The organism is Streptomyces rishiriensis, assembly GCF_030815485.1.
GTDB lineage: Bacteria > Actinomycetota > Actinomycetes > Streptomycetales > Streptomycetaceae > Streptomyces > Streptomyces rishiriensis_A.
In genome coordinates this window covers 2669357-2682568 of record NZ_JAUSWV010000002.1, presented here as the reverse complement: position 1 = coordinate 2682568, position 13212 = coordinate 2669357, and the positions used below count along the sequence as shown (strand labels likewise).

General features: G+C 70.6%; 13 protein-coding genes and 1 tRNA gene. 6 read left to right on the top strand and 8 right to left on the bottom strand.

Going from position 1 to position 13212, the window contains the following annotated elements; genetic code table 11:
* Positions 1–7: 7 nt before the first annotated feature.
* Positions 8–226, bottom strand: a complete 219-nt coding sequence (locus QF030_RS14435) for an FmdB family zinc ribbon protein (protein WP_307163073.1) — start codon at positions 224–226, stop codon at positions 8–10.
* 285 nt (positions 227–511) lie between these two features.
* Between QF030_RS14435 and QF030_RS14430 the strand changes: the two genes are divergently transcribed.
* The 3 genes from QF030_RS14430 to QF030_RS14420 all read left to right on the top strand — a co-directional run bounded on the left by QF030_RS14430 (position 512) and on the right by QF030_RS14420 (position 5320).
* A complete protein-coding gene (locus QF030_RS14430; protein WP_307167571.1) occupies positions 512–2716 on the top strand; it encodes a transglycosylase domain-containing protein in 2205 nt (734 codons plus the stop codon).
* 49 nt (positions 2717–2765) lie between these two features.
* Complete coding sequence (locus QF030_RS14425; RefSeq protein ID WP_307163071.1) at positions 2766–4049, top strand: hypothetical protein; 1284 nt, start codon at positions 2766–2768, stop codon at positions 4047–4049.
* A 98-nt stretch (positions 4050–4147) separates the two neighbouring features.
* Positions 4148–5320, top strand: a complete 1173-nt coding sequence (locus QF030_RS14420) for an amidase domain-containing protein (protein ID WP_307163070.1) — start codon at positions 4148–4150, stop codon at positions 5318–5320.
* A gap of 13 nt (positions 5321–5333) precedes the next feature.
* Here QF030_RS14420 and QF030_RS14415 read toward each other — a convergent pair whose 3' ends face one another.
* The 3 genes from QF030_RS14415 to QF030_RS14405 all read right to left on the bottom strand — a co-directional run bounded on the left by QF030_RS14415 (position 5334) and on the right by QF030_RS14405 (position 8160).
* Positions 5334–5837 carry a DUF4383 domain-containing protein gene (locus tag QF030_RS14415; RefSeq protein ID WP_373428761.1) on the bottom strand — a complete coding sequence of 168 codons (504 nt, stop codon included), beginning with the start codon at positions 5835–5837 and terminating at the stop codon, positions 5334–5336.
* An 80-nt stretch (positions 5838–5917) separates the two neighbouring features.
* Positions 5918–7312, bottom strand: a complete 1395-nt coding sequence (locus QF030_RS14410; protein WP_307163069.1) for a hypothetical protein — start codon at positions 7310–7312, stop codon at positions 5918–5920.
* Between the two features lie 74 nt (positions 7313–7386).
* Positions 7387–8160 (bottom strand): DUF4097 family beta strand repeat-containing protein, encoded by a 774-nt coding sequence (locus tag QF030_RS14405; RefSeq protein WP_307163068.1) that lies wholly within the window; start codon positions 8158–8160, stop codon positions 7387–7389.
* Between the two features lie 159 nt (positions 8161–8319).
* Here QF030_RS14405 and QF030_RS14400 point away from each other — a divergent pair.
* Positions 8320–8394 (top strand) — tRNA-Val (locus QF030_RS14400).
* A 116-nt stretch (positions 8395–8510) separates the two neighbouring features.
* Here QF030_RS14400 and QF030_RS14395 read toward each other — a convergent pair.
* A complete protein-coding gene (locus QF030_RS14395) occupies positions 8511–9611 on the bottom strand; it encodes a nuclear transport factor 2 family protein (protein WP_307163067.1) in 1101 nt (366 codons plus the stop codon).
* Positions 9612–9762: 151 nt separating this feature from the next.
* Between QF030_RS14395 and sigJ the strand changes: the two genes are divergently transcribed.
* Complete coding sequence (gene sigJ / locus QF030_RS14390; protein ID WP_307163065.1) at positions 9763–10713, top strand: RNA polymerase sigma factor SigJ; 951 nt, start codon at positions 9763–9765, stop codon at positions 10711–10713.
* Here the strand turns inward: sigJ and QF030_RS14385 are convergent.
* A complete protein-coding gene (locus QF030_RS14385) occupies positions 10710–11054 on the bottom strand; it encodes a hypothetical protein (protein ID WP_307163064.1) in 345 nt (114 codons plus the stop codon). The two genes, sigJ and QF030_RS14385, sit on opposite strands and share 4 nt — an antisense overlap.
* 192 nt (positions 11055–11246) lie before the next feature.
* Entirely contained in the window at positions 11247–11657 is a 411-nt protein-coding gene (locus QF030_RS14380; protein WP_307163063.1) for a thiol-disulfide oxidoreductase DCC family protein, read from the bottom strand.
* A 111-nt stretch (positions 11658–11768) separates the two neighbouring features.
* Between QF030_RS14380 and QF030_RS14375 the strand changes: the two genes are divergently transcribed.
* A complete protein-coding gene (locus QF030_RS14375; RefSeq protein WP_307163062.1) occupies positions 11769–12305 on the top strand; it encodes a GNAT family N-acetyltransferase in 537 nt (178 codons plus the stop codon).
* Here the strand turns inward: QF030_RS14375 and QF030_RS14370 are convergent.
* Positions 12280–13200 (bottom strand): ketopantoate reductase family protein, encoded by a 921-nt coding sequence (locus tag QF030_RS14370; protein ID WP_307163061.1) that lies wholly within the window; start codon positions 13198–13200, stop codon positions 12280–12282. The two genes, QF030_RS14375 and QF030_RS14370, sit on opposite strands and share 26 nt — an antisense overlap.
* Positions 13201–13212: the final 12 nt, after the last annotated feature.

The window sequence follows — 13212 nt, the reverse complement described above, 5'->3', positions numbered from 1 at the left end:
GCGGCGGTCAGCCGCAGCAACCGCCGCCGCAGCATCCGCCGCCGCCCCCGCCGCCCGCCTCGGGCGCGGGGGCGGACCGCGTGCCGCCCACGGCCACGGTCGAGAGAAGCTTCACTGTGTCGTCGTGACCTGCGGGGCAGTCGGCCGGGTCGGCGGACTCCGCCATCGGACGGCTCAGTTCGAAGGTGTCGCCGCAGGTCCGGCAGCGGTATTCGTAGCGAGGCATGGCGCCAGACTAAGCCCCTATGCTCGGACTGGCTGTCAGCAGTTTCGCCCTTGTTCACTTCTGTCGTTTTCTTATGTGGAGAGATTGCGAAGAGCGCTGGTAATTTGAGAGCGCCGCGATGAACTCCAAGGTCGGGAGGGTTCACGGTTTGCGGCCGCGTCAACGGCAACCATGTCAGGCCCTCGTAAGTCTGTACGTCTGCCTGCGAGCAATACGGAGTGCGGAGGGAGACGCGTCGTGAGCGAGGCGGGGCAGGGGGACAAGCCCCAACAACCGGACGAAACCATGCAGTTGAAGGTGCCCGAGTCTTTCCGGGCGGACGAGACCATGCAACTGCGGGTATCGGATATACCGGAGATGCTGGAAATGCCGGAGAGTGACGGCAAAGGAAAGCCGCGTTCGTCGAAAAACCGGAGAAAAGCCCCACGCCCTTCCCTTTTTGTGCAGGTTTCTTCTTTTCTGGCCCCCCGGCTCGCCCCGCTCCTCGCTGTACTGGCCCCGTATGTGGCTCGTGTCACGCCGTACGCCCGCAAGCTGCGCCCGCAGTATCCGCGTCCGGGCCGCAGCGACTGGCGGCGCTGGATACCCTCCTGGCGGCAGTGCCTCGGCGGCGTCCTCGCCTCCATAGGCCTGAGCAGCATGCTTCTGGTCGTCGCCTACGCGGCCACCGACATCCCGGACAACATCAACTCGTACGCCACCCAGCAGGACAACGTGTACTTCTGGGCCGACGGGACGCCGATGGCCCGCACCGGCTGGGTGCAGCGGCAGGCGATGCCGCTGAAGGACATCCCCGAGGACGTCCGCTGGGCGGTGCTGGCCGCCGAGAACGCCAGCTTCTACAGCGACCCCGGCATCTCCTTCAAGGGCATCAGCCGCGCCCTGTTCCGCACGATCGGCCAGGGCGACACGCAGGGTGGTTCCACGATCACCCAGCAGTACGTCAAGAACGTCTACCTCAACCAGAACCAGACGGTCAGCCGCAAGTTCACCGAAGCCATGATCGCCCTCAAGCTCGACAACCAGATGAGCAAGGACGACATCCTCGAGGGCTACCTCAACACCAGCTGGTTCGGCCGGGGCACCTACGGCATCCAGCGCGCCGCCCAGGCCTACTACGGCAAGGACGTCGGCGAGCTCAACGCCAGCGAGGCGGCGTTCCTCGCCTCCCTCCTCAAGGGCGCGGGACTCTACGACCCGACCCTGAACTCGGTCAACCGGGCCCGGGCCGTGGAGCGCTGGTCGTGGACCCTGGACCGTATGGTCGACATCGGCAAGCTGTCGAAGGCGGAGCGCGCCGGGTACACGAAGTTCCCCGAACCGCTCAAGACCAACCCGCTGTACGACACCGGTGAGCAGAGCGACTACCTGGTGGAACTCGCCTCCCAGTACGCCAAGAAGGCCGGGAACATCTCGGACAAGGACTTCGACCTGGGCGGCTACCAGATCTACACGACCTTCGACAAGAAGCGCGAGACCCAGCTCACCGACGCGGTCACCAAGGCCCGCAAGGACGCCCTGAAGGACGACCCGGAGAACGCGAAGACCGCGCACTACGGCGCCTCCTCGGTGGCCTCCGACGGGCGGATCCTCGCCGTCTACGGCGGCCCCGACCACCGTACGCAGGGCTACAACGAGTCCAACGCCACCACCGTCTCGGCCGGTAGCGCGTTCCTGCCGTTCGTGTACGCGGCCGGCCTGGAGAACGGGGTCCACAAGACCCGCGACGGGGACACCACACCGGTGACCGGCGAGACGCTGTACGACGGCGACGACAAGGTGCCGGTGAAGACGCCCGAGGGGCCCTACTGGGACCGCAGCGGCAAGGTGGTGGCCGCGAAGAACGACGACGGCGAGTCGTACGGGCAGATCTCCCTGCACCGGGCGATGGAACTGTCGGTGAACACGCCGTTCATGCAGCTCGGCATGGACACCGGGCTCGACGTGGTGCGCAGCACCGCCGAGAAGTCCGGGCTGCTGTCCTCCAGCATCGGGGCGCAGGTGCCCGCGCTGTCCATGGGCAGCTCCACGCCCAGCGCGATCCGTATGGCGAGCGGCTACTCCACCTTCGCCGCGGGCGGCAAGCACACCGAGCCGTACTCGGTGCGACTGATCACCAAGAACGGCACCAAGGTCGTCCTGGACACCCCGGCCGTCGACCGCGCGTTCGGCGCCGACGTGGCCGAGGAGGTCAACTCCGCGCTCGCGGACTCCTTCCGCACCGCCCACCCGGACGACGTGCCCGCCTCGCAGCGGACCGCCGCCCGGGCCGGCTCGCTCGGCCAGGTGGCCGGGAAGGCGGGCACCACCCAGGACGACACCGCCGCCTGGTACGTCGGCACGGCCAAGGCCGTGTCCACGGCGGTCGTCGTCTACCGCATCGACCTCGGCAAGAGCCTCCAACCACTTCCACTGAAGGGCATCGCCGGCACGACCGACGACAGCGTCCCGTACGGCATCTGGTCAGGTGCCATGAGCCCGCTCGGCTGACCACCGACACGGGCATCCGCGTCCCCGAAATCCGGAGAATGATCCGCACATGAAGTCACCGTCGGGCCGCCGCCGCAAGGCTCCGGCAACGCGCCACCCCGCCACCACGCATCCGGGGTTCCTGACGCTTGCGGCGCTCCTCGTCGTCGCGTCCCTGGTGGCCGGCTACCTGGTGCTCAACCGCACGACGAACACCGCGCCGACCGCGTCCTCGGGGGACGACAAGAAGGCGTCGGCGGGGGCCACCGAGGAGCCGAAGTGGGACGGCAAGACGCACGTCCTGGGGGACGGCTCCACCTCGTACACGGGGCCGCAGACGGGGCAGTTGAAGGCGGTTCCGCTCAAACCCGGTGAAAAGCCGCCGCAGTTCGTGGTCTTCTCCTGGGACGGCGCCCTCATGGGCGACGACGGCCTCTTCGAGCACTACCGGAAGATGGCCGAGGAGTACAACGCCCACATGACCTTCTTCCTCACCGGCATCTACCTGCTGCCCAAGAGCAAGAAGGACCTGTACTCCCCGCCCCAGCACCCCAAGGGCACGGCGGCCATCAGCTTCCCCACCGACGAGCACATCCGCACCACCCTGGGGCAGCTCGGCGAGGCGTGGAAGGAGGGGAACGAGATCGGCACCCACTTCAACGGCCACTTCTGCGGCGCCAAGGGCGGCGGCGACTGGAGCGTCGAGGAGTGGAAGAGCGAGATCGACCAGTTCTACTCCTTCGCGGAGAACTGGAAGACCAACACCGGCTACAAGGACATCGCCCCGCTCCCCTTCGACTTCAAGAAGGCGGTCGTCGGCGGCCGCGCGCCCTGCCTGGAGGGCCAGGCGAACCTGCTGAAGGCCGCCAAGAGCTACGGCTGGCGCTACGACGCCAGCTCCACCGGTGACTTCCAGATCTGGCCGACGAAGAAGAACGGCATCTGGGACTTCCCGCTTCAGCTGCTGCCCTACGACGGCGGCAAGTACCAGGGCCTGTCCATGGACTTCAACTTCCTCTACAACCAGTCGGACGGCGAGGTCGACGGCGACGCGGCCCAGTACCCCACCTGGGAGCAGGAGACCGTCGACGCCTACATGGCCGGCTTCAACCGCGTGTACTACGGCAGCCGGGCCCCGCTGTTCATCGGCAACCACTTCGAGGAGTGGAACGGCGGCATCTACATGAAGTCCGTCGACCAGGTCATCGAGAACGTGTGCACCAAGAAGGACGTCAAGTGCGTGTCCTTCCAGGAGTTGGCGGACTGGATGGACGTGCAGACGCCGACGACGCTCGAGCGGCTGCGCACCCTGGATCCGGCGCAGAATCCGGACTGGTCGACCGTCGTGAAGTAACCAAACCTCAACCGAGTCCCCTCTTCACAACGGCCGCACACGCCATGCAAAGATGCCCTTCCCGGCATCCCTCCGCCGGGGCAAGAGGGGAAACATCAGTGAAGTCAAGGAAATTGAGGGCGACCCGCCGCCGCGTCGCGATACTCGGGGCAGCCGCCACCTCCGTCGTCGCCGGAGTGGCTCTGCTGCCCAACTGGTCCGCCGGCGCCGCGGTCGTCGACGACCCCAAGGTCGACGCCCGGACCAAGGCCACCTTCCAGCGGCTGGCCGACGCGGTCTTCACCGACCGCACCGACGCACTGGTCGCCGGCAAGCAGGGCGACCGGTCGAAGCCGCTGACCGACGGTTTCTCCGGTGACGTCAAGCTGTCGTCCGGCACGGCCCGCACCGAGGACGCCGCCCTGTCCTCGCTGGGCGACCGCAAGGACAAGCTGGCGAAGGCCGGCGAGAAGTACAGCAAGGCAAGCACCACCGTCACCCTGAACGCCACGCGGGTGACCGGCCGTACCGCCAAGGCCGCGGTCACCGAGAGCACGACGCTGACCTACGAGAAGGTCCGTGGCAACGAGCCGAAGAGCACCGGCTTCGAGGCCCACCACGAGCTGACGTTCAAGGCCGACCGCCAGGGCGACTGGCAGCTGACGGACATCCGCGACACCGACCAGGGCGGTCTCGCGGTGAACGCGCTCAGCAAGCCGACGTCCGTCAAGGCGACCACGACGGCCGACGACACCATGCCGAACGCCCCGCGCGCGGCGACCACCCGCAATCCGGCCGCCGTCCCGAAGACGGGCACCGCCTACGACTACAAGGCGATGGCGACCTACGCCGAGAAGTACTGGAACGTCTACAACAAGGACTATCCGGACTACAACGGCCACGGCGCCGGCGGCGACTGCACCAACTTCGTCAGCCAGTCCCTGAAGGCGGGCGGCTGGAAGCACGTCCCCGGTTACGTGTACGACTACACCAAGTGGTTCGGCAACGCCGACATCCAGTCGGACTCGTTCGTCGGCGTCAACGAGTGGTCCTGGTTCGCCCAGAACTCCAAGCGGACCACCGCGCTCGCCAACGTCTACCAGCTCGAGGTCGGCGACGTCCTCCAGATGGACTTCGACCGCGACGGGTCCAAGGACCACACGATGATCGTCACGGCCAAGAGCGGCGGCGTCCCGTACGTGACCTACCACTCGAACAACACCCTGCGCAGGTCGGTGGCGAGTCTCGTCTCGTCGTACCCGACCGCGTACTTCTACGCCTACCGCACCTGATCCGGCCGGTCCGTCACTCCTCGGGGTGGCGGGCCCGCCAGTACGGGTTGTCGTGCGGCAGGGCGGACCCCACCCTGCCGTACATCCCGAAGACGAGCAGCAGGATCCCGATCACGAAGCTGAGCATGCAGTTCTGGATCTTGAACGCCAGGAAGTTGTAGTCCGTCTCCAGCAGGCCCATGTTCACGAAGCCGCTGATGAGGAAGAGAACACCGAGGGTCATGTTCAGCGTGGACGCGAAGTTCCCGCCGACCACCATCCCCACGAGCAGCAGCAGCCCGACGGCGACCGACAGCCAGCTGAGCGACCCGTTGGTGTTGAGGCTCCACACCTCGTCCCCGCCGGTGTCGAAGAAGCCGATGTTGTGGACGATGCCGAAGATCCCGAAGACGATCAGACCCAGGCCCATCAGCCCGGCGCCGATCCGGTAGACCAGGTTCAGGCGGTGGTCGACCGGCAGATGCTCGTCGAAGGCGATGCGCCGCCTGGACCGGTCGTGCACTGTGTGTGTGGCCATATCCGCCTCCCTGAGGGTGGATGCGCCGATGGAGGCCGTACGTACCTTCAATATCCGCCCGCCGGGCTTCCGCGGCAATGTCAGTGCCCCGTACCGCGCTCCTCGCGGATCCCGGCCACCACGTCCGACACCGCCCGCCGGACGGCCTCCGTCTCGGTCAGGAAGTGCCAGTAGTCGGGGTGCCGGCCCTCCAGCGTGGCGATCGCCCGCTCCAGCCGGGCCACCGAGTCGTCCAGCGGGCGCGCGTGCCGGGGATCGGGCGTGTTGCGCCCCGCCATCGCCAGCCGCTGGGCGTCCCGGATCGCGAACCGGGTCCGGTCGATCTCCGCCTGCGGATCCTTCTGCACGGCGTTCAACCTGGTCAGCCGGTCGCCGGCGGCCGAGACCGCCTCGTCCGTGCTGTTCAGCAGGGCACGCACGGTCGACAGCAGCGCGGTGGCGTCCGGCCAGCGCTGCGCCTCCCGCGCGCCGCGCGCCTCCTCGAGCTTGGCCTCGGCCTGCCGGACGTGCTCCCCGGCCTGGTCGGGGACGTGCTGGAGGTCCTGCCAGCAGGCGGCCGAGAACCGCCGCCGCAGCTCGCTCAGGATCGGCTCCACCTGCCCCGAGCGGGTCGTCAATGCCTGGGCGCGGGTACGCAGCGAGACGAGCCTGTGGTCGATCTCGGCGGCCCGCTCCGGCAGCCGCTCCGCCTCCACCCGGACCGCCTCGGCCTCCCGCGCCACCCGCTCCGCGCGCTCCAGCGTCTGCGGCACGCCATGCTGTCCCGCACCCTGGTTCAGCTTCGTCAGCTCGGGCGCCAGCGCCGCGAGCCGTGCCGCGAGAGCGTCCGCCCGCAGCCCGCTCTCCCGTACGGCGTCCAGCGCGTTCGACGCGGCCAGCAGCGCCTGCCGGGCCCGCTCCACGGCGGGCGCGAGACGGGCCAGCTGGGTCTCGGCCTTGCCGAGCAGGGGGCCCAGCCCGTCGGCGAACCGGTCCAGCTCCTGCTTGACGCGGCCCAGCTCGTCCTTGGCCCGGGTCAGCTCGGTGCGCGCCTGGGAGGCCGCCGACGCCTCCAGGTCGTCCCGGTCGAGGTCATGGGCGTCCACGGCGTCGATGTACTGGTGGCTGGCCTCGTCGATCCGCCTGCCGACGGCCTCGAAGTCGGCGACCGCGCGCCGGGCGGCCGGCGAGTCGTCCACGGCCCTGATCGTCTCGATCGAGAACCGCACATCGCGCTGGGCGGTGTCCAGCTCGTAGAAGGCGGCCGCCGCCGCGTCCTTGGCGGCCTGGGCCTCGGCCCGCTGTCCTTCCGCCCGCCCGCCGAACCAGCGCCGGGTGCCCCCGCCGGCGAACGCGGCGGGCAGCGCGAGAGCGGCCACGAGGGGGAGGGCGACCAGGGCGAGGGCGTCCCCGAAGGCGGACGGTCCCCGCCGTGCACGGCGACGCCGTGCACGCGGCACCAACGGCGAATACGGCTGCGCTGGTGTCGCCGTCACATCCCTCTCCCGTGCTGTGATCCGCCCTGCCCGGAGTCATTCTCCCACCGGTTGAGGACGAACACACGGGTCGGTCAGTTCGCGTTCCTGACAGTGACTTTGCCGTCGGCGGTGCGCGCGCTGACGACGTGCGCGCTGGACTCGTCACGCGGTACGGACACGTCCACCCCTCCGTCGTCGGTCTTGGCGGTCACCCGGTAGGTCGCCTCGGGCAGCGTGATCGTCACCGAGCCGTCGTCGCTGACGGACTCCACCCGGTCCGGTACGGCGGACAACGTCAGGCGGACCGAGCCGTCGGCGGTACGCGCGTCCACCGTGCGCGAGGAGACCTCGGCGCGTACGGAACCGTCGTCGCTGCGCAGCTCCAGCGGCCCGCTCGAGTCGGTGACGTGCACGGAGCCGTCCTCGGTGCGCACGCTCAGCGCGTCCCGGAAGCCCTGTGCCCGGACGCTGCCGTCGTCGCTCGTGACCTTCACGGCGACGCCCCGGGGCACCTCGATGCGGTGCTTGCCCGAGCAGTCGGCGACCACGCCGGAGCAGTGCATCCGCAGCGTCAGCCGGTCGTCCTTCATCGACCAGCTGACCTTCGGCTCCTTGCCGATGGTGACCGAGCCCTGGAACCAGCGGGTGACGTCGGCCCTGCCCGCCTCGGCCGTGTCCGACGCGACGATCTCGAGCGCCGAGTCGTCGGAGTCGATGGTGAGCGTGCGGCCCTGAAGGGCGAAGGACCGGTGATCGGGGTGCTCGTCGTCGGCGGCGGAGGCGCCGCAGGCGGTCGTGCCCACGGCCAGGGCCACGACGGCCCCGGTGACGAGGACCGCGCGGACCGGAAGTGACGTACGTGCCATGGTGATCTCCCCCTGGGCTGTCTGGCGTTGCCCTGACGACACTAGGGAGCGGCCGGCCGCCGGACGATCCGGCCCGCTCCCGCATCCGGGGTGGGGCTAACCCCCGGAGAGGGGTTTGCGGGGCACGGCCCCGGGCAATGTAGGCTGTCGACTCGTCCCGGGTGCGTAGCTCAGGGGTAGAGCGCCTGCCTTACAAGCAGGATGTCGGCGGTTCGAAACCGTCCGCGCCCACCAGGTGGCGAAAGGGCCTCCGGAGAGATCCGGGGGCCCTTTCGCATGTCCCGGATGCCGCTGGTCCGGACGCCGATCGACGGCATCCGCCGGCGCACCCGGGACGGATCCGGGCAGGGTCAGTATCCGATCGCCTCTCGCAGCAGCAGCACGGTGCCGCGCCCGGGGTGCGGTTCCGCGTTGAGGATGAGCAGGCGGTTGACGGCGCTGGGCGTTCCGTACACCGCCTGGGCGCGGGCGTTCTCCAGCGGGAGGGCGTGCTCCTCGACGCGGCGCAGCGCCGTGCCCAGGTCGGGCACGACCTTCTGCGCGCCGACGATCCAGATCGCGTGGGCGGCGCCGCCCGCGTTGGCGGGGAGCTGGCTGCCGCTGCCCGAGGCCAGCACGAGCGAACCCGTCTCGGTGACCGCGGCGACGCTGTTGACGACGTAGTCGGGGCAGGCGACCAGCCTTCGTATCTCGGCGGCGCCGGTGGCACGGTCGATGGCCAGGACGCGCGGCCTGACGGCGTCGTACCGGCCGCCGGCGTTGATGTCCTCGTCGATGCCCGACAGACGGAGGGTCTCGCTGGCCCCGGTGAGCACGCCGGCGCCCTCGGGAACCAGGTCGTGGACGCGGACGCGTGCGGCCGCCGCGTCGTCCAGGATCTCGGCGGCGAAGCCGTTGGCCCGCAACGCGGCGGCCGCCCGCTCCAGTCGTTCGGCCGGAGCCGGGTCGGCGAAGGACGCCGCCGGAGCCGGGACGGCCGTGACGTCTGCCGGGCCGGTGCGGGAGTCCTGCGCCGCGTGGGGCGCCGCGCCCGCCAGCGGGGAGGTGTCGAGATACCTCACCTCGTACACCCGCTCGGCGAACCTCCAGCCCTCCTCCGTGCGCCGGTAACGGTCGTGGTAGACGGCGTAGTTCAGACCCTGGCGTCCGTCGAGGGTGCGCGCGAGTTCCTGGATGTAGGCGCGGCCGGTCGCCGAGTCGCCGTCGAGGAGGATCGTGCCGGGGTGAGTGGTCTGCACGAAGAAGTCCCACTGGCTCTGGAGCCTCTCGCCCCCGGTGCGGATCTCCTCGCGGCCGATGTGCTCGGCGGGGATGTTGGGCATGCACAGGACACCGTCCGGTGTGAACAGCGACGCCAGGCGGGGGCGGTCGCGCATCATCACCGCGTCGGTGAACTCGCCGCGCAGCGCCTCGATCTCGACACGGTCGGCGATGGCCTGGAAGTCGTTCATGGGAGTCTCCTCGGTGTCCTGTCGTCGTCCCTCACCGTCACGACAGATCAGCCCCGTGAAATGTGAGGCGGCCCGCGGCCTCACATTCCGGTGCGCTGTCTTGTCGTAACGGGTAGACCGCACAGGGGCGAGCGAGGGAGACGGCCGGATCATGACCACCACAACCGAGCCCGGTGACGAGCAGAGCGGTCCGGGCCTCGGCGCGATCATGAGCGAGCGGCACCGCCTGATCAACGTCGCCTACCGGCTGCTCGGCTCCCTCGCCGACGCCGAGGACGTCGTGCAGGAGACCTACGCCCGCTGGTACGCCATGTCCCCCGGGGCGCGGCGGGCCGTCGAGTCGCCCGGCGCCTGGCTGGTGACGGTCGCCGGGCGGATCTGTCTGAACCAGCTCGGCTCGGCGCGGGCCAGGCGGGAGACGTACGTGGGCGACTGGATCCCCGAACCGCTGCCCGAGCCCGGCGAGTGGATCACCGGGCGGTCCGGCGCCGGCGGGACCGACCCGGCCGACCGGGTCACCCTCGACGAGTCGGTGACGATGGCCTTCCTGGTCGTCCTCGATGCGATGACCCCGGCCGAGCGCGTCGCGTTCGTCCTGCACGACGTCTTCCGCTACCCCTTCGCCGAGATCGCCGAGATCGTCGGCCGCACCCCGGCGGCGTGCCGCCAACTGGCCTCGTCCGCCCGCCGTCGCATCCGTACGGCGCAGACCCCGGCCGGCCCGAGTGCCGGGCAGGCCGACATCGTCAGGCGGTTCAGCACGGCCTGGCAGGCCAAGGACATCGACGCTCTGATCGGCCTGCTCGACCCCGACGCCGTCGCGACCGCCGACGGCGGCGGGCTGGCCGTCACCCACCCGCAGCCGATCGTCGGCGGTGAGCGGATCGCACGGGCCTACACCGAGATCGCACGGCGGTCGGGGGACCGTACGACGTTCCTGGAGTGCACGGTCAACGGTCTGCCCGGCTTGGTGACGCGGCGGGACGGCGACATCGTGACGGTGTTCGCGTTCGAGATCGCGGGCGAGCGGATCAGGCGTATCTGGGCGGTGCGAAACCCGGAGAAGCTGCGGCCCTGGCGAGTCGGCCGAGGCACGACCTAGGCGCCGTGTTCCGGTGGGGCCTCATGGGCGTGCTTGAGGCTCATACGGGCCGCCACCCGGTCCGGGACCGCGACCTCCGCCCAGAAGCGGTGGCAGGTCACGAACACCGCGAGCTCGTGCTCCCGCTGCCGGAGCTTCTCCACCTCGGCCTGCTCGTCCGCCGTCCAGCCGGGGGACGCGGGGCGTTCGAGCTTGCGCCAGCCGGCGTCGTCGCTGAAGCCGTCCAGGGGCTCGACCGACCAGGGAAGCCGCTTCAGCAGGGCCGACAGCTCGGCCCTGACCTGATGCAGCTCCTCCTGACCGGCGCGCAGGTCGCTCGGAAAGTCATAGGTCGTAGCCACGCGACAATGGTACGCCTGTTCGAATTTGGGTGGCGAGTTCCTTCGGGGTGTTCCTGGGGTGTTCCCGTGAACGATGTTCGTTTACGTCAGGTGGCCGCCCGGCCCGGGTCTAGGAGCGTGACCGTCGGCGAGGGCGGGCGGGGCCGCGGGGAGTGAGCACGCGGGTCGGGACGCGACGCCGCCCGAGAGGCCTCACTCGCCGCGCGGCGGGACCGCGCACGCCGCGGTCGCGCCGGGCAGCCGATGGCGGTTGCGTGACACCCAGCGGTAGACCGCGCGGGCGGCGATCCGGACGCCGGGCAGCCGGAGGACGGCGGAGAGCGTGCGGTACGCGGCGGACGGCGAGGTGCCGAGCCAGCGGGCCAGCGCGTCGGCCCCGCCCGCGAGGACCGTGCCGCCGCGCAGCAACAACACCTCCCGGTCCAGGCGTTCGAGGTGCTGCGCGGTCGACCCCGCGGGCAGGAACTGCCACGGAACCGCTTCCAGGGCCGGTGCGGCGAGACCGCGGATACGGTCGACGGACGTCTGGCAGAAGCCGCAGTCCCCGTCGTAGGCGAGGACCGGGAGCACGGACCGCGGGCCGTGCGGAGCAAGGCTGATCACTGGTTTCCCTCCATCCCCGCCCACGGCGGGGGCGCTGACCGGTTCCTCCCCGCAGCCTCGCACGGCGGCGGGCCGTCACCGGTGTCGGACCCTCGCCCTAGGGTGACGCGCATGGATGAACGAGACGTGGAGCAGGTGCGGTTGGTGCCCTGGTCGGACGGTGACTTCTGGCTGCTCCAGCGGGCCAACAGCCCCGCGATGACGGAACATCTGGGCGGGCCGGAGAGCGTGGAGAAACTCGCCGACCGGCATCGGCGCTATGTCGAGCCGTTCGCCGGCCGCATGTACCGGGTCACGCTCGCGGACACCGGGGAGACCGTCGGCTCGATCGGGCACTGGGAGCGCGAATGGCACGGCGAGCAGGTGTGGGAGACGGGCTGGGGGATCCTGCCCGAGTTCCAGGGCAGGGGGCTCGCCGCGACGGCGGCCCGGGCGCTCGTCGACGTCGTACGGCGCCGGGCCGCACAGGGCGGCCACCCGGCCCTGCACGCGTTCCCCGCGGCGGACCACGCCGCGTCCAACGGGGTCTGCCGCAAGGCCGGGTTCACCCTGCTGGGGCAGGTCGACTTCGAGTACCCGAAGGGGAACCCCATCAGGTCCAACGACTGGTACGTCGACCTGCTCACCGACCCGGTGGCCGGCGGGTAGCGTCCGCCAGCTCCCGCACCAGGCGCGCGGCCACCGGCACGGCAACCCCGTGCCGCTCGGCCGCGCGCAGCAGCGCCCCGCCGATCGCGTCGAGTTCGAGGGGCCGTCCCGCCTCGGCGTCCCGCTGCATGGAGGACTTCGTGCCGGGGGCGAAGGAGTCGTAACCTGCCAGTGCCCGGGCGGGGTCGGCGGGGGCGCCGCACGCGCGGCTGACGGCGGCGGTCTCCTCGACCAGGGCGGTCAGTTCCTCGCGGTACCGGCTGCGGACCTCGCCCAGCGGCAGACCGTGCCGGGTGGTGAGCAGGGCGAACGGCGCGAGGAAGGCCATCTTCGCCCACAGGGCCGCCGTCTCGTCCGGCAGGACGCGTACGGTCGGACCGGCCGCCTCCAGGACCCGCGCGAGCGCGTCGAGGCGCGGGCGCGGCACGGCGTCGCCGGCCAGGTCGATCTCCGCGAAGCCGCTCCCGTGCTCGATCACGCCGGGCGCGACCCGGGTCGACTCGACCCGGACGACGGCCGGGGCGACCCGGTCCGGGCGGTACCGGGCGCGCAGGAGCGCCGGGTGCTCGACGCCGTTCAGGAACGGCACGAGCAAGGTGTCCTCGCCGACAGCCGGGACGGGGACCCGGGCCAGCGCCGCGTCGAGGGCGGTGTGCTTCACGGTGATCAGCACCGCGTCGACGGGCGCCCGCAGTTCGGTGTCGGCCCCGACCCGGGCCGTGAAGTCGCCGAACAGGGCGCTGTGCACGCGGATTCCCCTGGTGCGCAGGGCCGCGGCGGTCTCCTCGCCGGCCAGGCACGTCACCCGGTGGCCTGCGCGGGACAGCAGGGCCGCGAGCAGGCCGCCCACCCCGCCGGGGCCGAGGACGGCGACGCTGAGTATGTCCTTCGTCATGTGCTGTGGTCC